Source organism: Microcoleus sp. EPA2 (genome assembly GCA_020882975.1).
Taxonomy (GTDB): domain Bacteria; phylum Cyanobacteriota; class Cyanobacteriia; order Cyanobacteriales; family Microcoleaceae; genus Microcoleus.
Genome location: JAHRFD010000053.1, coordinates 1 through 21,824 on the forward strand (window position 1 = coordinate 1; position 21,824 = coordinate 21,824).

At 45.1% G+C, this 21,824-nt stretch carries 15 protein-coding genes and 2 pseudogenes; 13 read left to right on the forward strand and 4 right to left on the reverse strand.

Annotated elements, in window-relative coordinates; all coding sequences use genetic code 11:
- The 6 genes and pseudogenes from AAFP14_RS25570 to AAFP14_RS25595 form a co-directional block, all read left to right on the forward strand.
- Window positions 1-530: pseudogene (locus AAFP14_RS25570) on the forward strand (GldG family protein); the annotation flags it as partial.
- Between the two features lie 77 nt (window positions 531-607).
- Window positions 608-1,249 carry a DUF4340 domain-containing protein gene (locus AAFP14_RS25575; RefSeq protein WP_341734987.1) on the forward strand — a complete coding sequence of 214 codons (642 nt, stop codon included), beginning with the start codon at window positions 608-610 and terminating at the stop codon, window positions 1,247-1,249.
- 171 nt (window positions 1,250-1,420) lie between these two features.
- The gene (locus AAFP14_RS25580; RefSeq protein WP_341734988.1) at window positions 1,421-2,551 is read left to right on the forward strand and encodes an ABC transporter ATP-binding protein; all 1,131 of its coding nucleotides are present in this window, start codon (window positions 1,421-1,423) and stop codon (window positions 2,549-2,551) included.
- A 194-nt stretch (window positions 2,552-2,745) separates the two neighbouring features.
- Window positions 2,746-3,876, forward strand: a complete 1,131-nt coding sequence (locus AAFP14_RS25585) for an ABC transporter substrate-binding protein (RefSeq protein WP_341734989.1) — start codon at window positions 2,746-2,748, stop codon at window positions 3,874-3,876.
- Window positions 3,877-4,069: 193 nt separating this feature from the next.
- On the forward strand, window positions 4,070-4,981 hold the full coding sequence (locus AAFP14_RS25590; protein WP_341734990.1) for an ABC transporter permease: 912 nt from the start codon (window positions 4,070-4,072) through the stop codon (window positions 4,979-4,981).
- A 147-nt stretch (window positions 4,982-5,128) separates the two neighbouring features.
- Window positions 5,129-5,977 (forward strand): ABC transporter permease, encoded by an 849-nt coding sequence (locus AAFP14_RS25595; RefSeq protein ID WP_341734991.1) that lies wholly within the window; start codon window positions 5,129-5,131, stop codon window positions 5,975-5,977.
- A 123-nt stretch (window positions 5,978-6,100) separates the two neighbouring features.
- Here the strand turns inward: AAFP14_RS25595 and AAFP14_RS25600 are convergent, their stop codons facing one another.
- Together AAFP14_RS25600 and AAFP14_RS25605 are read right to left on the reverse strand one after the other, a co-directional pair.
- Window positions 6,101-6,916 (reverse strand): acyl-CoA desaturase, encoded by an 816-nt coding sequence (locus AAFP14_RS25600; RefSeq protein WP_341734992.1) that lies wholly within the window; start codon window positions 6,914-6,916, stop codon window positions 6,101-6,103.
- Window positions 6,917-7,139: 223 nt separating this feature from the next.
- On the reverse strand, window positions 7,140-7,961 hold the full coding sequence (locus AAFP14_RS25605; protein WP_340522976.1) for an acyl-CoA desaturase: 822 nt from the start codon (window positions 7,959-7,961) through the stop codon (window positions 7,140-7,142).
- Between the two features lie 80 nt (window positions 7,962-8,041).
- On the opposite strand from AAFP14_RS25605, the gene AAFP14_RS25610 reads away from it, so the two are divergent.
- Complete coding sequence (locus AAFP14_RS25610) at window positions 8,042-9,319, forward strand: methionine gamma-lyase family protein (protein ID WP_341734993.1); 1,278 nt, start codon at window positions 8,042-8,044, stop codon at window positions 9,317-9,319.
- Window positions 9,320-9,380: 61 nt separating this feature from the next.
- On the opposite strand, the gene AAFP14_RS25615 is transcribed toward AAFP14_RS25610, so the two are convergent.
- Window positions 9,381-12,881, reverse strand: coding sequence for a response regulator (locus tag AAFP14_RS25615; protein ID WP_341734994.1), 3,501 nt, complete (start codon window positions 12,879-12,881; stop codon window positions 9,381-9,383).
- Between the two features lie 754 nt (window positions 12,882-13,635).
- A complete protein-coding gene (locus tag AAFP14_RS25620) occupies window positions 13,636-13,857 on the reverse strand; it encodes a hypothetical protein (RefSeq protein WP_341734995.1) in 222 nt (73 codons plus the stop codon).
- A gap of 291 nt (window positions 13,858-14,148) precedes the next feature.
- On the opposite strand from AAFP14_RS25620, the gene AAFP14_RS25625 reads away from it, so the two are divergent.
- From AAFP14_RS25625 to AAFP14_RS25650, 6 genes and pseudogenes are all read left to right on the forward strand, one after another.
- Window positions 14,149-14,760 (forward strand): GNAT family N-acetyltransferase, encoded by a 612-nt coding sequence (locus AAFP14_RS25625; protein WP_341734996.1) that lies wholly within the window; start codon window positions 14,149-14,151, stop codon window positions 14,758-14,760.
- Window positions 14,761-15,126: 366 nt separating this feature from the next.
- Window positions 15,127-16,329 carry a tetratricopeptide repeat protein gene (locus AAFP14_RS25630; RefSeq protein ID WP_341734997.1) on the forward strand — a complete coding sequence of 401 codons (1,203 nt, stop codon included), beginning with the start codon at window positions 15,127-15,129 and terminating at the stop codon, window positions 16,327-16,329.
- A gap of 62 nt (window positions 16,330-16,391) precedes the next feature.
- Window positions 16,392-17,915: a carboxypeptidase M32 gene (locus AAFP14_RS25635; protein WP_341734998.1), complete on the forward strand. Its 1,524-nt coding sequence runs from the start codon at window positions 16,392-16,394 to the stop codon at window positions 17,913-17,915.
- 334 nt (window positions 17,916-18,249) lie between these two features.
- Window positions 18,250-20,805 (forward strand): protein-arginine deiminase family protein, encoded by a 2,556-nt coding sequence (locus AAFP14_RS25640; RefSeq protein WP_341734999.1) that lies wholly within the window; start codon window positions 18,250-18,252, stop codon window positions 20,803-20,805.
- 190 nt (window positions 20,806-20,995) lie between these two features.
- Window positions 20,996-21,166 carry a FitA-like ribbon-helix-helix domain-containing protein gene (locus AAFP14_RS25645; protein ID WP_341735000.1) on the forward strand — a complete coding sequence of 57 codons (171 nt, stop codon included), beginning with the start codon at window positions 20,996-20,998 and terminating at the stop codon, window positions 21,164-21,166.
- A 250-nt stretch (window positions 21,167-21,416) separates the two neighbouring features.
- Window positions 21,417-21,824 (forward strand): annotated as a pseudogene (locus AAFP14_RS25650) (hypothetical protein); the annotation flags it as partial.

Here is a 21,824-nt window from a genome sequence, read left to right on the forward strand (position 1 = left end):
CCACATCCCCATCCCCAACCACATCCCCATCCCCAACCACATCCCCATCCCCAACCACATCCCCATCCCCAACCACATCCCCGACTGCTTCCCCAATTAGCTATTCGGTGATTGTGTCCCAAGAAGCTACACCTCCTGTACTACCACCAACTTCGCCCACACCCACAACATCTCCCACAGCATCTCCCACAGCATCTCCCACAACATCTCCCACAACATCTCCCAGTCCCAATTCAACTCCTTCTGCGCCTTCAACTCCCAGAAAAACCTCGCGCATGGTAGTAATTGGCACATCTCAATTTGTGACCAATGGCTGGTTTGACCAACAACTAAATAGCGACGTGTTTCTTAACTCTGTCAGTTGGTTGAGTAAGCCAGACCAGCAAAGCTTTTCTATTAGTCCCAAAAAAGCTACTAACCGTCGTATCAACATGACTGTCATCCAAATAGGCATTTTAGTTTTAGCTTGGCTAATTTGGCCTTTACTCGGACTGGGAATTGGGACTGCTATTTGGTGGAACAGAAGATAAATCAGTTGACTGTTGTCAGTTGTTACTACTAACAGCCTCCAAAATTCCCAATTCCCCATTCCTCATTCCCAGTGACTATGAAATTGCAAAAGAATACATTAGTATTAATAGCGGTCGCACTGAGCTTAACAGGCTTGGTTTCGTTGTTCGAGATACAAGTAGCTCCCAAGCAAGAAGCGGCTAAGGATGAAAAACAGAGAATTTTTGCTTTTAAGTCCGATCGCATACAATTCTTTACAATAAAAACCGCCGAAAACATATTGACTTTTGAGCGAGTTTATGCAGTAAAAGGAGGTAAGTCAAGTTGGGAAATGAAAGTGCCGATGCAAGCACACGCCAATCAGGCATCAGTAGATTTTTTGTTAGACAGGTTGGGGACAGGAAAGAGCGATCGTACAATTAGTATCACCCCCGCTCAACTGCCAGAATTCGGCCTCGATCAACCCCAAGCTACAGTCACAGTAAAACTAGATAACCAGGAAACTCACCGCCTAGTTTTAGGGAAAACAGACTTTAGCGGCCGCTTTTTATATGCTCAAGCCAACCCGACCGAATCGCCATCTCAGAATTTGCCCGTAATTCTGGTACCTTTCGACTTTAAAAATGCCACTATGCGACCTTTGTCCGAATGGAAAAAAACACCAGAACCAAAAACAGACAAACAACCAAAACCTACTGTAAGTCCGAGTCCAGACAACAAAGAGGCCGAACCTAAATAAGACTACTTATAGTCCTGGACGCAGAAATCGGTTTTTTTTACCGAAAAAACTGCTTTTGAGCCTTTAACATCGCAAAAGCGAGTAAATCAAGCATTCCTCGCCTAAAATACAAAAAAGTTTAAGTTTAAACTGTATTAAGATAGCGTGCATTACCCCCAGGAACGGGCGAATATGTTTCAGACAGCACTCAACCAAGGTACTACAGCAACGGATACAGCGCTTGACGTTGAACTCCGCAAGGTCTTTAAGGTATTCAATGGCGAAACCGCAGTCCGCGGGGTTGACCTAGAAATCCATCAAGGAGAATTTTTTAGCATTCTCGGACCCAGTGGCTGCGGCAAGACTACCACGCTGCGGTTAATCGCTGGCTTCGAGACTCCCTCGGCGGGCGAATTGATGATTCGTGGTCAGTCCATGACCAACACTCCAGCCTACCGCCGTCCCGTCAATACTGTGTTTCAAAGCTATGCTTTGTTTGGTCACATGAATGTTTGGGACAACATCGCTTTTGGATTGCGGATTAAAAAACTGGGGAAAACGGAAATTGAAGAACGGGTACGGGAAGCTTTGCAATTGGTGAAAATGGAATCCTTCGCCAATCGGTTTCCCGGCCAAATGTCCGGCGGTCAGCAGCAGCGGGTGGCTTTGGCCAGAGCTCTGGTGAATCGACCAGCGGTACTGCTGCTAGATGAACCCCTCGGTGCTCTGGATTTGAAGTTGCGGAAGCAGATGCAGTTGGAACTCTCCAACTTGCATCAAGAATTGGGGCTGACTTTTGTGATGGTGACTCACGACCAAGAAGAAGCCATGAGTCTTTCTGACCGCATTGCAGTGATGAATGAGGGTCGAATAGAGCAAATTGGATCTCCTGAAGAAATTTATGAGTGTCCGCAGACGGCTTTTGTGGCAGATTTTATTGGCGATACCAATTTGTTTGCTGGTAAAGTAGAGTCGATCGACCGATCGACTCTCACAGTTCGCACTCCCGCCGGACTCAAAATAGTCGTCCAGCAATCCGATATGTGGAGTGGAGGAACAGACGACTCTGTAGTAGTCAGTGTCCGGCCCGAAAAAGTATATTTGAATCTTTACCAGCCGGAAGTCTCTGTCAACTGTTTTGAAGGCAGACTCAAAAATATCATGTACATGGGAACCCACGTTCATTACGTGGTGGAGTTGACCACAGGCGATAAAATGACGGTGCGACAACCGAATACCGGCGGCTCTTTCCCAGACCCGCACACGCCAATTTACGCTTATTGGGGAACTACTGATTGTCTCGCTTTAAGCGATAGAAAATAATTAGTCAGTTGCCAGTTGTGAGTTGTTAGTTGTCAGTTGTTAGTGGTCTGTTATTAGTTGTGAGTTGTTAGTTTCCATAACAACAAGTAACTAATCACAAATAACCAATAACCAACAACCAATAACCAATAACCCTTCGACCCTTCGACGACGCTCAGGGCGACGCCAATAACAAATAACCAATCTTTGAATCTGTGCCTCCCACTAATCTACCAATTTCCCAGATTTCCAGGGCTAATTCTACACGCCGTCAGTTCCTAAAAAATTCGGCGGCGACAATCTCCGGCTTAGCCCTTTCAAGTTGTGGCTGGCGGCTTGCAGACGTACAATCGGCCCCTCCAGTCAAAGGTAATGCTGACCAACTTTTCATCTATACTTGGGCAGGCTATACAGATAAGGCTTTGCTCGATCGCTTTGCCGAAAAAACAGGCATCCGCGTGATTGCAGATGTATTCGACTCCAATGAGGCGATGCTGGCTAGAGTTCAAGCCGGTGGTGGTCGCGCCTACAGCATCATTTATCCCTCTGACTACATGGTGATTCAGATGAAGGAGCTGGGGCTGTTGAGTCAATTAGAACACTCAATTTTGGGAGGGATCGATCGCCTCAAAAAACAATTCCAAAACCCTGTATATGACCCAGGAAACCGCTACAGCGTACCTTTGAGTTGGGGAACCACAGGCTTAATTTACAACAGCGAACAACTCAAAGAAGCTCCAACCGATTGGGACTATTTGTGGAAACACAAACAGGAGTTGACAAGGCGAATGACTCTGGCCAATGATGTTCGAGAAGTCATGGGTGCTGCGTTACGAATGCAGGGTTTTTCACTCAATTCTACTAACCCAGAGGAAGTCAAAAAAGCTTATGAGAAGTTGGTAGAATTAAAACCCGCGATCGCCTCTTTTACCACAGACGCATGGCGTCCACAAATGCTGACAGGAGATTTAAAAGTAGCTATGTGCTATTCTTCTGATGCTAATGAAGTAATTCCCGACAACGATAAATTGCGCTATGTTGTGCCAAAAAGCGGTTCTTCTCTGTGGACTGACACCTTAGTAATTCCTAAAGGAGCTCCCAATCCCGAAGCAGCTTATAAGTGGATTAACTTTATGCTCCAAGCAGATGTCGCTGCTTCTTTAGTAGAAAGGCTCAGTTTCTCAACTCCTTCGGAAGATGCTTTTAGTTTGCTGACACCGGAAGTTAGGGACAACCAAATTCTGTTCCCTTCCGAGGCTACTTTGAAAAACTGCGAAGGTGTAGCTCCCGTAGGAAAATTTATAGACGTCTACGATCGCTACTGGACTAAATTAACCAGTGGTTAATCTGATTTTTCCCCTAAATTTCACCTACATTTCTATTTACCGTGGGGTTGGGACGGCTTGAGGAGACGATCGATTTTAGACGATTACGGTTGGTGAATCCTTGCACCCTTCGACTACCCAACGGCTGCGCTGAGCGGGAATCGCCCGCCCCTACTAATCAAAAATCAGCAATCAAAAATCAAAACTATTATTTATGACTGTTTCCACCAAAGCTCCCCCTCCGATTCCTCCCCATGCTCCATCGAAGGCTGAAACTATCTCCCGGTGGTCATCCTGGGCAGGACCACTGGCATTACTGGGCCCTTCTGGCTTATGGCTGGCTTTATTATTAGTCATACCAACTATAGTCATTTTCCAACTGAGTTTGGTGCCGAATATTAAGCCGGGAGACTTGGTGAATCCTTCGGGAATTGCCAATTATCTACGAGTATTTGAGCCTCTGAATTTGCAGGTAATTGGTCGATCGGTCTTTTTTGCAACCGGGACTACCATACTGTGTTTACTACTCGGATTTCCTGTAGCTTACTGGATCGCCCTCAATGTCTCCAAAAAGTGGCGGAATTTAACTCTGTTGGGCTTTGTTTTGCCGCTCTGGACTTCTTCCTTGTTACGATCCTATGCTTGGATTACAATTCTGCGGCCTACAGGAGTGCTCAACTCGCTGTTGGCACTTATCGGTATTCCCCCAGTGGAATTGCTCAATCAAAGTTCAGCAGTTTTAATTGGCATGGCTTACAGCTATTTGCCTTACATTGTAACAATTCTCTACGCCTCTTTAGAAAAATTAGACCGCAGATTGCTAGAAGCATCTCAGGATTTGGGTGCAAATCCAGTAGAAACTTTTTGGCAAGTAACAGTACCCCAAACTATGCCGGGAATTGCCGCCGGTTCTTTGCTAGTATTTATTAGTTGTTTGGGTGATTTTGTCGATCCAGAGTTGCTCGGTGGCGCTTCCAGCATGACGGCGGCTCGTTTAATTTACAATCAATTTTTGGGAGCAACTCAAAATTGGGGGCTGGGATCGGCTCTGAGTATGGTATTAATTTTTGCAGTGAGTATTGGAATTGCACTTTTGCTAAAATATGGCGATCGCAATGCAATCTAAAGAAGTCATTAGTCAGTAGTTATTAGTCATTAGTCATTAGTTATTGGTTACTGGGTATTGGTAGCTCCTAACAAATAACAAATAACAAATAACAAATAACAAGTAACAACAACCGATTACCAATTACCAATTCCCGGTTAGCGAGATATGGAAAATACTACCGAAAATCTACAGGAGGAAATCCCCGCCGATATGTTGTATTTAAAACCTAAATTCAAGGTTTCTTGGCAGGTTGTATTTGCCGTTTTGATGTTTTTTTATATGTACCTGCCCATTCTGGTACTGACATTTTACAGCTTTAATAAATCACGTTTTAGCGCTGGCTGGGAAGGATTTACTTTAGATTGGTACGTTAAATTATTTAGCGATAGCCGCATTTTAATTGCCCTAAGAAATAGTTTAACCGTTGCTATTTGTGCAGTTGCCATCTCCGCTGTCCTCGGTACATTGATGGCAGTAGGTTTGTCCCGCTACCGCTTTCCAGGCAAGAATTTATATCAAGGAGTTGCCTACTTGCCGATTATTATTCCCGATATTGCCAGTGCTGTGGCGACTCTAGTATTTTTAGCAGCTCTGGCTATTCCTCTGAGTTTGTGGACAATTGTAGCTGCTCACATAGTTTTTTGTTTAGCTTATATTGCCCTAGCTGTTTCTACTAGATTAGCAGACCTGAACCCCTCTTTAGAAGAAGCAGCCTTGGATTTGGGAGCGACGCCAGTTGAGGCTTTTATTCAAGTTTTGTTGCCTCAATTATTACCAGGCATTATTTCTGGTTGTTTGCTCTCTTTTGTTCTTAGTATGGATGATTTCTTGATTGCGAGTTTTACCGCAGGTAGTGGCACTACAACTTTGCCAATGGAAATCTTTAGCCGGATTCGGACTGGGGTAAAACCTGATATTAATGCTCTCAGCGTACTGTTAATGGTAGGTTCGGGAGCATTGGCTTTTGCAGCGGAGTATTTGCGAGGCCGGGGTGAGCAAAAACGGGGTAATTAGTGATTAGTCATTAGTAATTAGTCATTAGTCATTAGTCATTGGTTATTTGTTATTGGTGAGGGTATACGAAGAACCGATAACAAGTAACCAGCAACCAATGCCCTATGCCCAATTACCCATTCGCTATTTCGCTGGTAATTTTACCTTACTTGCCAAACCGAGCGCTTCCAGCAATTGAATTGTCATCCAAGTAAAGTCAATTTCCCACCATTCCATCCCGTGACGAGCAGAATATTGATAAGCATGGTGGTTATTGTGCCAGCCTTCGCCATAAGTCAGAACAGCAACCCACCAACAGTTAGTAGAACTATCTTTGGTTTCGTAGGTGCGGTAGCCAAATTTGTGAGTAGCGCTGTTGACAAACCATGTGCAGTGATACACGAAAACTAAGCGCACAAATATTACCCAAACTACAAAGGGCCAGCCTGCTGCTAAGTAAAGCAAGACGCCAAAGGCGATTTGAATTGGCAAAAAGTAGTTTTGTAAAAACTGATAAAATGGGTCGCTAGCAATGTCTTTGGTGCAGCGGGGAATCTCATCGTGGGCGGGACCTTTATAAAACATCCAACCTAGATGACTCCACCAAAAACCTTGCTGAGCATTATGAGGGTCGATATTATTTTGGTCGGAGTGGGTGTGGTGCAAGCGGTGCAAGCCTACCCAATGAATTATTCCACCTTGACAAGCTAGAGCACCGCAAAAAGCTAGAAAATATTCTACAAATTTGGGTGTCTGAAAGCTGCGGTGAGTCAGGAGGCGGTGCCATCCAAGGGTGATTCCTAAGCCACCGGTTATCCAGTGCATAAATACTGTTAAACCCACTGCTGTCCAGTTGAAGTTAGCAGGAAGTAGGGCGAACAAAGCGCCGATGTGAACTCCGGCTAAAGCAATAATGTGTGTCCAATTGTATTGGAGTTTGTCTTGCGTTGCGATTGTCATTCGGTTTCAGATTTGATGTTTTAAATTGAGTAAAATTCAGATAAACTAGGTTAGATAAAGGTTAATAAACCCAAGCTAATCAAACATGAATTATGAAATGCTATACCTGAAAAGCTGTATAGCTTTTGTTGGTTAGGTTAGGTAATGGAAGTTTGATAAAAAATTGGTTATTAGCCCTCAGTCTACAACTAATGACTAATAACCTGTTACCCTCGATCGAACTTTACTTTTCTGCTATGTCTGCTAATTTGACTTTGGTTGCCAAACCCAGTGTTTGCAGCAGTTGAATTGTCATCCAGGTTAAGTCGATTTCCCACCATTGAAGACCGTGGCGAGCCGAGTATTGAAAGGCGTGGTGGTTATTGTGCCAGCCTTCGCCATAAGTCAGGACGGCAACCCACCAGCAGTTGGTGGAGCGATCGCCAGACTCGTAGGTGCGATACCCAAATTTGTGGGTAGCACTGTTCACCAGCCAAGTGCAGTGGAACACCACTACAATCCGCATAAACACGCCCCAAACCACGAAGGACCAGCCGCCTAATAAATAGAGCAAGACACCGAAGACTATTTGGATGGGAATAAAATATGCTTGCAGAAACTTGTATACTGGATCGTCGCCAATGTCTTTGGTAAAGCGCGGGATTTCAACTCTGATGGGCAGATCCGAGAGCATCCAGCCCATGTGGCTCCACCAGAAGCCTTGATTGGAATCGTGGGGATCTGTTTCAGTGTCAGAATGTATGTGGTGTAACCGGTGCATTCCTACCCAGTCGATCGGACCTCCTTCGCAGGAAAGAGTACCGCAAATAACTAGGAAATATTCTAGCCATTTGGGAGTTTGAAAACTGCGATGAGTAACCAGACGGTGGAATCCCAGAGTAATTCCTAAACCACCTGTTACCCAATGGAGGAATACTGCTAGCCCGATCGCAGACCAGCTAAAATTACTCGGCAGCAAAGCAAATAAAGCGCCGATGTGTAAAAAGGCCATAAAGCCTATGACAGGCCAATCAGGAGAAGTTTTTTTGGAAGTTGCAATCGTCATGAATATATTATGTTTACAAACTAAGGGCCGCATCTACGCGATAACGAGCTGTGCGCACACAAATGGTGAGCGAGGTATAGATGAATAGCGTTTCACGGCTACAGGAAGCAGAACAGGCACTCCTTCAGATTTTTTCTGGTATTGACGCGACAGTCAAGCAAAATCTTCAACGAGTCTTAAAAGCTTTTCGGGGCCACCGGGTTGGAGTCCACCATTTTGCAGGAGTTACGGGTTACGGTCACGACGATTTGGGTCGGGAGACGTTGGACGGCGTGTTTGCCGAAGTAGTTGGTGCAGAAGCGGCGGCGGTGCGAGTACAGTTTGTTTCGGGTACTCACGCGATCGCCTGTGCTCTGTTTGGCATCCTGCGTCCTGGTGACGAAATGTTGGCAGTGGCTGGGTCTCCCTACGATACTTTAGAAGAAGTCATCGGCTTGCGGGGGCAAGGTCAAGGTTCACTGATTGAGTTTGGCATTCTTTACCGTCAGTTGCCTCTAACTCGCGAAGGAAGTGTGGATTGGCAGGGACTGAGCTGTGCTATTTCAGCAAAAACTCGCCTGGTTTTTATCCAGCGCTCTTGCGGTTATTCTTGGCGGTCTAGTCTGTCTATTTCTGAGATTCAAAAAATCGTCGCCATAGTCAAACATCAGAATCCTAACACAATTTGCTTTGTTGATAATTGTTACGGAGAATTTGTTGAGGATTGTGAACCGACTGCTGTCGGTGCGGATCTGATGGCTGGTTCTTTGATTAAAAATCCGGGGGGTACCATCGTCCCTGCGGGCGGTTATGTCGCCGGGAGGGCAGATTTAGTGGAGGCTGCAACTTGTCGCTTGACGGCCCCTGGAATTGGCAGTAGTGGCGGTGCAACTTTTGATTTAAATCGCTTGCTGTTTCAGGGTTTGTTTTTAGCGCCTGGGTTGGTGGGTGAGGCGATCAAGGGAAATCATTTGACGGCTTATGTTTTTTATAAGTTGGGTTATCGGGTGAATCCGATTCCTTTGGCCAAAAGACGAGATGTGATTCAGGCGATCGAATTTGGTTGTGCTGATAAGTTAATTGCTTTTTGTCGGGCTGTTCAACAAAATTCCCCCGTTGGTTCCTATTTAGATCCGGTGCCTGCTCCCATGCACGGCTATGAAAGTAAGTTGGTGATGGCTGGGGGTACTTTTATTGATGGGAGTACGTCTGAGTTTTCGGCTGATGGGCCACTGCGGGAACCCTATATAGCTTTTTGTCAAGGGGGGACTCATTGGACTCATGTGTCGATCGCTCTTGAGGCTGCGATCGATGCTGTCGGGCCTGCCTCCGATCCTATCTCCCATAAATACTCAACAAACCGGGTAGTTGACTATTAACTGTTGACTTTGAACTTGCGCCGCCGTTGCCCATCGGAAATTATTGGGGTTGCGGCCCAATTCAGTCACACTTGAGTACAAAAGTCAACACCGTTTCATCAATTCCCTTCAATTGCAGTGGCTTATATTTAATAATTCTCTCCTCATCAACATAATCGGCCACCGCTGCGGAAATTAACACACTATTGGGTTCAGCAGCTTCTTGCAGTCGAGCGGCAATATTCACACTAGGTCCGATCGCAGTATAGTCCGATCGCTCCTCGCAGCCAAACATCCCCACCACCGCAGTACCCTGATGAATTCCACAGCGAAAACGCACCGCTGGCACGCCATTCTCCCCAACAATACCCTGTTCCATCCAACTTTGGTTAAGCTCATTAAGAGCTCGCAACATTTTCCTTGCAGCCTCCACAGCACGCCGCACTTGCTCATTGGGGTTGAGTTCTTCCGGCGCTCCAAATATTGCCATTACCGCATCTCCCACAAACTTATCTACCGTACCACCACTATCAAAAATTGCTTTAGTCATGGCCGCTAAATATTGATTCAACAACTCCGCTACTCGGCGCGATCGCAATGTATTGGAGAGGGCAGTAAAACCCACAATATCGCTAAATAAAATCGTAATCAATCGCGGTTCCGGGCGCAAATTCAGGGCCAAATCTCCCGCCGCCGCCGCTTTCACCATTGCCGGCGGCAAAAATCGGCGCAGTACCGACTCAGTTAAATAAGTATTCAACTGCTGGACACGGCGTTCGTTTTCCTTGAGAGCCAGCAAATTTCGCACTTCTGCCAATAATTCTCTGTCGTTAAAAGGCTTGGACAAATAAGCATCAGCTCCCCGTTCTACTCCTTCAATTCGAGTGTCTTCATCGGCTTTAGCCGTCAGTAAAATAGCAGGAGTTCCTTTCAATTCTCGATCTTCTCTAATCATCCGAATCAAATCTAAGCCCGACACTAAGGGCATCATCAAATCTGTAACAATCAAATCAGGGCGACGTTTTTTCGCTACTGCAAATCCCTCCTCACCATTGCGGGCAAGCAAAACCGAAAACCCTGAATCTCGCAAAATTCCCGATACATAAAAGCGTAAATCAGGATTATCATCAACCACCAAAACTGTGCCAACTGCTGTTTCTGAGCTTACGGATTGGAGGGTTTCCAAATTCTCGTTTTTGATTTCAGCATCAGACAAATCACCTTCTACATCTGCCAATTCCACCATTGCTTTTGATGAGTGAAATTCTGTTGGTATTTCCAGCACTTGTTCTAGAGGCAAATGGGTGGAGCCGAAGTGGAGCCAAACCGTAAAAGTAGATCCTTCACCGTAAACAGATTCTACGGAGATTTGACCACCGTGCATTTCCACTAATTCTTTGACCAATGCCAAGCCTAGGCCACTTCCTTCGTAGGAACGGCTGGCGGAACCTTCTGCCTGACGAAAACGCTCGAATAAATAGGGAATTTGTTCGGTGCGAATGCCGATCCCGGTATCTTTTACTTGCAGCAAACAGTGAGAACCCGCCGATGCAACAGTCAGGGTTATAGTTCCACCTTCTGGGGTAAATTTGACAGCATTTGATAGCAGGTTATAAATAACTTTATCAAATCTTTCAATATCTAAATAGAGCAACTGACACTCTTGCAATTGAGTAATTAAGTTGATGTTTTTTTTCTCGCAATAGGGGCGAAAGGATTCGGCGGTAGAGTAACAGAAACCTACTAAGTCACAGGGGCGAAAACTTGGCTGCATTCGTCCAGCATCCAGTCGCTGCAAATCTAGTAGTTGATTTACTAAGCGCAACAGGCGACGGGAATTGCGAAGTGCAATGGCTGCTTGTTCGTAGGGTAAGTCTTCTTGGCGACTGCAAACTGATTCCAGGGGACCAATGGTGAGGGTTAGGGGTGTACGGAATTCGTGAGAGATATTTTGGAAAAACTCGGTTTTGAGTCGATCGGCTTCTAGGAGACGTTCGGCTTGCTGTCTGGTAGTTTGGTAGAGGCGAGACTGCTGTACGGCTAAAGCTGCTTGAGTTGCTACTATTTGAGCCAGGTCAATGTCTGAGGCTAGCCAGCGCCTGGTGTTGTTGTTTTGTCGCAGGGAGATGCTGCCGATGATTTTACCATCGGAAAGCAAGGGGACTACCAGAAGGGCGCGGGCTGGCGATCGCAGTTGTAGTTCTGTAACATTCATGTCAGGACGTTCGTTGAGATCTGAAATCGCCACCGGTTCTTTCGAGATCATGATGTTTTGCAAAACCGGATTCCCTCGAATCGGCACTAAAGACTGGGGTAGCGAAGATTGGGGAAATATCCAGGCGCGGCCTCTATCCGTAATCATGTCGTTGGGGAGTAAATTAGGAGCGATAAAGTCCTCTTGGGCGGCTACAAAATTCCGATTTGAGTCATAAAGCCCCACGCATTGAACGTATTCGTCATCTTCTGTCCACAGGGATAGCACGCAGCCGTCTACTTGCAGAGCTTGCCCTAGTTGTTGGGTAATGGCTGAAAAAATGTTTTGGGGGTCTAGGCTCGATCGAATGGCCGTGGTAATAGTATTGACTAGGGCTTCGCGTTTTGCCAGCGCCCGCACTTGTTCGTAAGCACGGGCTTGAGAAAGAGCCAAGGCTGCTTGGTCTGCTACTGTATTGACTAAGTTGATCTCATGTTCTTCCCAAGGGCGGGGGCGATCGAAGGAGTGCAGCGCTAAAACTGCCATGAGTTCATTTTGGTAGAACAAAGGTACGATTAAGCTCGATCGGATGTTCGCTGCTTGGTAAGCAAGTCGTCGCTGGTCATTTCCTGCGTGTAAAATGCGATCGTCAGTTTGAGCATCTTGAATCACCTCTACTTCGGTAGTTTCCCACACCAACAGCGGTAGCAAATCCGCAGAAAGTCTAGCATCCGGGGCATCTAGGGGTATGGCGACAGCATCCGATGATGGCAAATCTGGAGTTTCCTGGTGTGGATAAACGAACCATTCATCAGCCACTCTACCGTCTTGGAAGGGACGTAACAAGCAGCAACTCACCTGAAACATTTCACCTACGGTTTCCACAATTCTTTGCAGCATTTGCTGGTAGTTGAGGGCCGATCGAATACTATTGGTAACAGCATAAAGCAGTGATTCTTGCTGTAGTGCCCGTCGCAGTTCATTAGTGCGATTTTTCAGGACATGGTGAGTATCCACAGCTTGACTGACCAAAACCTTGAGGTCATCGGAATCCCAAGGCTTAGTAACGTATTTGAATACTTTGCCCGCATTAATAGCTTCAACTAAATCTTCAACATCCGTATAGCCAGTTAAAATAATTCTGATCACGTCGGGATACTCGACAGCAGTTAAGCGGAGAAACTCAGTCCCGCTCATTTTTGGCATCCGCTGATCCGAGATAATCACGGCAACTTCTTTCTCTCTTCTCAAGATTTCGAGGGCGTCAGGACCTGATTTGGCGCTCAGCACTTTATAATCGCGATAGAAGGTGCGGTACAGCAACTCAATATTGTCTGGTTCGTCATCAACGATCAGAATTTTGACCTTAGAATTTGCTAGGGAATTCATTTGTCTTCCCCCTGATTGCTCAACCACATAGCTTTGCTGTGCTTGGTGGTGGGAGTCATAGGGAGGCAGGATCTCTGCAACATAGCTATAGCTGTCCTTTTGTGAATGTGTTTCCAGTATTTGCGATTAATTATTTGCACCAGTCCCGTTTTAGTTAAGATTTTTAAAACTCACCACAGCCGCCGATGGCAGAAACCCCACTTTTTTGGTACATATCTCGTTAAGAAACTTTGATTTTTTAGAGAAACCCGGTCGATCACCGTAAGTCTAGTGCCTATTTTTGCCACTATTGACGCCTTATTTTACGATATAGACTCTTTGAAATCCGCAATTGAACCCAGAGTCAGAACTGTAGGGAGGAGGAAATCCCACTCGATCCAACCCAGATGCCTTGAACCCTTCTCGAAACACCCTCACCCAGTTAACTATGTAACTTATTTAACCTGCCCTTAATTTTCATGATGAATTTACTCTGTCAACATCGGCTAATTAGCTCGATCGGGCTTTTGAATTTATCGATCGCCTTCTGCATACTATCCAATTATTTGGTCCTACCGCCCACAGACCGAATTATTGGGTCATACCCCAGACACTTTTTCCAAAACCTCAGAGTATAAATCGGACTTTTGGCAGAAAACCCCTACCGTTAAAGACAAGGTTGCTTTCATCGGATACAGGAGTGCCTGTGGCCAGAAGCCCTTGAAACTCGATCGGCTCGCCATAGCCATAACATCCACGAGCCTCATACCCTCATTCATTCTGGCTTATCCTTGAGTTTTTCAATTACGGCTTGACGAATAAATTCAATTCTATCGGGTATTTCTGCCAGCATAGAGTGATAGGGTTCCGGGAACCTGACATTAAAACCTTTTTGATTGTTTTTAATACCCTTCCCAATACCTACAAATCTAGTATTAGGGGATGGGTTATTGTTGGCCATGATTTTTCTCAATCCCTTGACATTTCCAGTGTACATTAGATAATATTGCAAAGTCAAGGCTAAAGAAGGTGGTCGTTTAATCGGGTCAATCAACTATGTGTATAAGTTATACCCGTAATATTACAGAAAACCCACCCCGATCGGCTGGGAATGAATTGGTTGCCCAAATCCGACCCGCCTTTATTTAGAATTAGCTGATAATTATTGAATGTTCCTGTGAATTTATAATTGATTGAGAGGGTTATGAATCACAATAAAATCACCAGTAAAAAAATGGTTCTGTGTATAAATAACCATCCTAGAAAATTAATATAGTGGCTGATAATTGTGAATTATTCATTTTTTTCCTCACCAACACGCGGTAAACAAAACCCCGAAAATTGTGGCTTTTTAGTTCGGATGGCTGGAGCCAATGACCTGATGCAGCTAGCAGATATTTTGGCTTCGAGCTTTCATTCCCGCGAGGGGGTAGTACACTGGGTATATCCAGTATTACGCTTAGGTATTTACGAAGATTTAAAAAATCGACTGCGTTCTAAAACTGAACATTACATTTGTCTGGTTGCTGAGCTGGTCTCGCGGGAAGAAAATGCTCTTGACAACAAGTCAGAGTTAATGGCTGGAACGGTAGAACTAGCTCTGCGTTCTCGCTTTGCTTGGCAATTCCCAAGTTCTGACTATCCTTATTTATCAAATCTCGCCGTTCACCCAGAGTATCGGCGACAAGGTGTTGCTCAAAAGCTACTGAATAATTGTGAAAAAACTGCCCGTGACTGGGGATTTTCGGAAGTTTACCTCCATGTTTTGGAAAATAATCATGCGGCTAGACAGTTATATTATCAGGCTGGGTATCGCTTAGAACAGGTGGATTGGGATTGGAGTTGTTGGCTGTTCGGACAGCCACGAAGACTGTTTTTGCGAAAGCATCTAGCAAGCTGAACGGCTAAATCCCAGAAGACGCTCATCCGTTTCCAGCCTTGATTCTGGGATAGACATTTGCCTTGGGCTGGGGCTAATGGAGCTTGGGTGAGGTTGTTTATAGTTGAGTCCGATATTCTGCCCCTTTGCTTAATTATACGTAATTTATCAACTAAAGTGTTTATTTATACAGTCACCAGAGACTGCTAAGACTATAATAGACAGGTTTGATTTTTTTTTGAGTATGTGTAAAGCGATCGAAAATTACCAGAATAGTAAGGTTTCAACCCTGGGAAGGGTAAAAATCATCTTAGTATGAAAGTTAATATAAAAAAAACCGCAACTTTACAAAAAATTAGGTGAAATCCCTTGCAAAAATTAGCGAGTATGGAAAAGCCGATCGAACGTGGGGCAAAATCCATAGAACTGAATCCCCAAGACCCTCAAACCTGGTACGATCGAGGTAACGCCCTAGAAGCAATGGGACGCTTGCAAGCGGCGATCGCATCTTGGGAAAAAGCGATCGAACTAGAACCAAAATTTCAGGAAGCTTGGTACAACAAAGGTGTCGCCCTCAAAAAGTTGGGACAGCTAGAAACAGCGATTTGCGCCTACAACGAAGCCATCAAAATTAAACCCGATCACCCAGAAGCTTTGTACAATCTGGGCAATGTGCTGCGCAAGTGTAACAGGCTTTCAGAGGCGATCGCCTCTTACGAAAAAGCGATCCAATTTAAACCAAACTACCATGAAGCTTGGTCGAACCGGGGCAACGCTTTGGTTAACTTGGAACGCTACTGTGAAGCCCTCACTTCCTACGACAAAGCCTTAGCCCTGAAATCCGACTACTGGGAAGCTTGGTACAACAAGGCATTTGCTCTGAAAAAATCAGGACAAAACGAAATGGCGATCGCCGCCTACGACAGAGCGCTGGAACTTAAACCAGATCTACACCAAGCATGGTATCACCGCGGGACAGCCTTAGCCGATGCCAAACGCTACCTAGAAGCCGTTGTCTCCTACGACAAAACTCTCCAACTGCGCCCCAACTCCCCCGAAGTTTGGAACAAACGCGGCACGGCGATCGCCCATATGGGAAAATTTGCAGAAGCCATAGACTCCTGGGACAAAGGCCTGGCCCTGAAACCAGACGATAGCGAAGCCTGGTATAACCGCGGCTTGGCCTTGGCAAATTTACAACGCTACTCTGAAGCCATCGCCTCCTGGGACAAAACACTAGAAACAGAACCGCAAAACATCGAGGCCTGGTACAACCGCGCCGTAGCCCTCAAAAAAATCCAGCGATACCCGGAAGCCATCGCCTCTTACGATCGAATCATCGCACTCAAACCAGACGATCCAAACCTCTACTATCAAAAAGCCTGCATTTGGGCCCTAGAAAAACAAGCGCAAGAGTCAAAAAATCAGCCCGCAGTAGTAGCAAGCATCATTGACAAAGCAATAGAAAATCTCTCCAAGGCGATCGAACTTAATCCGAAAAAATACCTAAAACTTTCCCAAAATGACTCAAAATTGCATACAATACGTGAACAAGTGCGGTCTTTAGCTTTAACTCAGGGTAAGCAATGATTGACTAATATAGATGCCGCACAGCAACCTTTGTAGGCAAAAAAGTACCGCTAACCCCAATCATGCAAACCCTAGACAAAACTGAAACAAAATTCGGTCAACTCACAGCCCGTCTTAACGAAATCATCGATATCGAGTCAGCCTCTTCCCTGCTGCACTGGGATCAAGCCACCTATATGCCTGTTAGAGGTGCAAGCGCCCGGAGTCGCCAATTGGCAACCCTCAAACAGATATCCCACGAAAAATTTACCGATCCTAAAATTGGGGAACTGCTAGAAGACTTACGTGGCTACGAACAAAGCCTGCCTTACGATTCCAATACCGCCAGCCTGATTCGCGTCGCGCGCAGAGATTACGATCGCGCCGCCAGAGTTCCGGCAGCCTTTATGGCCAAACTATGTCGCCACCAAGCCGACTGCTACGAAGCCTGGGCTACGGCGAAAGCTGCTAATAATTTTGCAGCCGTCGAGCCATATCTGGAAAAAACCCTAGAATTAAGCAGGCAATACGCGGACTTTTTCCCAGGATATGAACATATTGCCGATCCCTTGATCGATCGTAGCGACTATGGCATGAAAGTATCGATTTTGCGCCCGTTGTTCGCTCAACTCCGTCAAGAATTAGTCCCCATAGTCGAAGCCATCACCTCCCAGCCCTCGGCTGACGACTCTTGCTTGCATCAAGACTTCCCCGAAGCCCAGCAATTAGAATTTACTCGCACCGTCGTAGAACGTATGGGCTACGACTTCCAACGGGGACGACAAGATACCACCTTGCACCCGTTTATGACCAACTTCTCCATAGACGACGTGCGGATCACCACCCGCGTTTACAAAGATCACCTGGATCAAGCTCTTTTTAGCAGTATCCACGAAGCGGGACACGCTCTTTACGAACTGGGAAATTCCCACGAATTTGAAGGTACACTCCTAGCTGGTGGCATTTCCTCTGGTGTTCATGAAAGCCAGTCCCGGCTTTGGGAAAATTTAGTCGGCCGCAGTAGGGGCTTTTGGGAATGTTTTTACCCGCAACTGCAAGGGGTATTTTTGCGGCAGTTAGGACAAGTGCCGATTGAGGTATTTTATAAGGCCATTAACAAAGTCGGGCGATCGCTGATCCGCACCGACGCCGACGAAGTAACCTACAACCTCCACGTAGCCATCCGCTTTGACCTAGAATTGGCAATGGTAGAGGGAAAACTATCGGTTCATGACCTCCCCGAAGCTTGGAACAGTCGCTATAAAACTGACCTCGGTATTGTTCCTCCCAGCGACAGCGAGGGTGCAATGCAGGATGTTCATTGGTATGTTGGGACGATCGGCGGTATGTTCCAAGGTTACACCCTTGGTAATTTAATGAGCGCCCAATTCTATGAAACCGCAGTCAAAATCAATCCAGAAATTCCGGTAGAAATAGAACAGGGGAATTTTACCGTACTCCATGATTGGCTCAAAGAAAATATATATAGTCATGGTCGTAAATATACCGCAGTCGAATTGCTAGATAGAGTTACAGGTTCTCCTTTAAGTATCGATCCATTTCTGCGGTACATACGCAACAAATATGGCGAATTTTATGTGATTTAAAGATAGCTATCAATATAGTTTGCCCGAAAATGAAATAACCTAAGTAATGCTATCTGCCCACCCACCATGGAGGCACTTTAGCATTACTAGGTAGCTATTTGTTATATCAATTCCGGTTGTATCGGAATGATTTAACCACAGAGAACGCAGAGGACACAGAGTGAGAGAATAGAGAGATGAATAATTCAGATGCTACCGAATTTGATATCAAAAGTTCTGTAAGTCTTTTATGACGGTCTCAACCATAGCCCTTCCCGCCCCAACCACCTGATATTAAATTCTCAATTCATCGCCAAATTAGGTAAAATCATTGGGGTGTCTGAGGATAAACTATATGCGTTTGGTTAAATATATTGCGATCGCCATTATCAATACTTTCGGTGTCATCATCGGTATCATCTGGGTAGCAGTCCCCCAAACCCTCGCCCAACCTTCCCTCAACTACCAACTCCAAATCTCTCGGCGACAGCCAGACACCGAAACTCCCCAATCCCTTGCAGAACTCTACAAATTGCGCGATCGCCTTAAGCTAGAATTAGACCAAATTGCCAAAAATCCCGATCGCACCTCCTTTTTCTTAGAACCTTGGAAACCCCAAATCCAGCGCCAAAAATCAGAAGCTTTGGTTCTGCAACTGGCCAAAGTCAACATTAGCATTCAAATCGAAGAAACCGCCAAAAACACTTGGAATGAATCGGCTAAAATAGCCAGTGAAGCCGTCATCATCGGACGCACCGCCAAAAGTTCTCCAGCTAGTTGGGAACAGTCACAACGTCTGTGGCAGTCAGCTATCAACACGCTGCGCCAAATTCCCCACGATTCTTTTTTGGCTAGTGGGGCGATAGACAAAACCATCGAATATCAAGGCAATCTAACAGTCGCTACCTACGAATTGCAAATTGCACGGAACGTACAAAAAGCCTTAGCAGAAGAACAAGAAAAACAAGAGTTAGCCAGAATAGAAATTGAGAAAAAAGAACAAGCCCGCCAAGAACTAGAAAGAAAAGAATTTGAAAAGCAAGAACAAGCCCGTAAGGAAAGAGAAAGACAAGAATTTGAACAACAAGAAATTGTGCGGAAAGAACGAGAAAAACAAGAACAAGCCCGCCAAGAATTAGCCAGAAAAGAGCTGGAAAAGCAAGCACAAGCCCGCCAAGAATTAGAAAGACAAGAACAAGAAAAACAAGAACAAGCCCGCCAAGAATTAGCAAAAAATTCACCAACTCCTCAACCAACTCTCACCCCAAATCCCAGCCCACTTTTACCCACTTCAACTCCTCAATCAACTCTCACCCCAAATCCCAGCCCACTTTTACCCACTTCAGCGCCATCCAACTTCTTCTTTGCGGGAGATACCAACAGAGATGGTGAAATTAATGACCAAGATGAACCCGGTAAAGAACAATGGTCTTTGTCTAAGGGAACCCTAGTTCTATTTAACGACAAATCGGGCGATCGACGCAAAATACCAGTTTGGCAACAAACCAAAGTTAGCGCCCCACGCCGTCCAGCAATGCTGTCTCAAGTTCACTTAAAAATGTCGGAAAACTTCAAAGGTTCTCAAATATTTATCACGGCTGATAACCTTGCTAGCCCTCACATAAATGTTTTTCAAAAGACCGGCGATGGTTGGCAAAGTGTAGACATATCAGGTACTAAACCCCTAGTCTTTAGCAAAAATATTGTCTTAGGAGTAGAAGCAAAACAATTTGCAGATCGCAATTGGAGCGGTCGGATTAATCTCAAAGCAAATGCCATCAATAATGGTCAAGAAATAGCCTCAGCCACAATTCAAATGGGCGTTACACCTTGGATAATGCCCTCCAATATCACACCAGTTACAGAGGTTCAAGTCAGCGACAGAGGCTCAGGAAATAGCGAATTTATCTCCCAACTCAAACAAGCAGTAGAACCTACAGGAGCTAAAGTCAAAATCATCCAAGGAGACAAAGCTTGGATGCAGGATATTCAGAAAAATGGCTACGTTCAATTTCCCGAAAAATCCCAAATCCGCAATTTGAATGTAGCCCTACAAAACAATAGCGATCCCCTAGGTAACTATCCCAAAAAAACGAATACCGATGAGTATTTGAGCGTAGTCAAAATCGGTCAACCTCGCAATCTAGAATCAGCAAATCAGTGGGCTGATGGCTACGGAAATTTACAAGTAACACCGCCGATTCCTGGATACCCAATGGGTCGAATTTATTACGGTCAATCTGAGAATGCTAGTTTTAATCCAGAGGTACTGGATTTTATTCAAGCTCAACAAATTCAAGGGCCTGCGGTGGATATTGATACTTCTTGGCTGTTGACTCGCCAAGTCGATGAAATTATCAATTTTATTCCCAGTACAACTCCCGGAAAGTATATAATGGCGATCGCCAGTCCAGAAGCAGGAGTTAAGCTCTTGGAAGAATTGGCAGGACAAGGTTACGGTGAGGTTAAGATAAATCGTGGATTGAGCAATGAAATCACTGTCAGCGATGCTTTGAAAAATCAAGCTTTAATCAACCACAATCTCAATTTGCAAACACAAAAACTTAATCCGCTTATCGATAAGTTAAAAAGAGAATTTTCCCTCAGAGATGACCAAATTATCCAAATTCCAGTGATGTTTGGCTATAGTGGCTATGCTTGGTGGCCGAATCTGGTCAATTCCGTAGCTGTCAATGGCAATTTGTTAGTCTCAAATCCCCGCGGGGCGATAATTGAGGGCAAGGATTATACTCAGGAAAAATTGCGTCAATTACTACTACCTTTTGGTGTAAATGTTAGTTTCCTTGACGATAGGTATTATCAAGAACTGAGGGGAAATGTGCAGTCGGCGACAAATACTATCAGGAAGGGAGAAGAGCGACCTTTTTGGCAGTCTTTACCTAATAATTAACAATGGCGAATCTAGCCTAGGGAATTGGGGACCGGGATGGGTAATTTGTAGGGTCTGGTTTCACAAACAATACTCGCCTCTAACAAACAATTTCGTAAACCAGCCCCCACCCAAAGGTAAATTGCTAAATATATCCTAAACCCACTTTCCTATGCTAATATTTATGGAAACTATGCTAGGACTTTAAGACATGGCTACCCTGGAAATAGAAAATATACCAGATGAATTGTATAGGAGGCTGCAAGAGTTAGCCGATGCTCAACACCTCTCGATTAATGCTTTTGCGATCGCCATTTTAGAAGCTGAGTTGTCAACCAAGACCAAAGCCATCTCAGGACAACGTAAACAGTCGGTAAAATAACTATTGGCAGAAATTAACCTTCGTCGTGAGTCTCATCCGGCAAATATGCAGATAATACTAGAGATTACCGCTTTAATTAGATAGGAGCGCGACGCACGCATATGTTGCACCATTTATGAATTATTGCCTGTTCTACAAAGATACCATTTTCTTGTTTTTTCAAGAACATTGCCCTATCATTTTACTGTCCCCGATCGCACAAATAACGTAAAATACTCAACAGCCATCTTTATACTAAAATTTTATCCCTATGAGTGACCAACCGGAAAACAATCAAATTTTGACTCAGCATCCAGAAACAATTGCCACTTTAGAGTCAAAGTTCCCATCAGCAGAAACTCCGAGAGAAACTTCCCTAGACGCAGAACATTCTTTAATTACCGATTCCCAACCAGCAACAACTCCGAGAGAAACTTCCCTAGACGCAGAACATTCTTTAATTACCGATTCCCAGCCAGCAGAAACTCCGAGAGAAACTTCCCTAGACAAAGAACATTCTTTAACTAGCGATTCCCAACCAGCAGAAACTCCGAGAGAAACTTCCCTAGACGCAGAACATTCTTTAACTACCGATTCCCAGCCAGCAACAACTCCGAGAGAAACTTCCCTAGACGCAGAACATTCTTTAACTACCGATTCCCAGCCAGCAACAACTCCG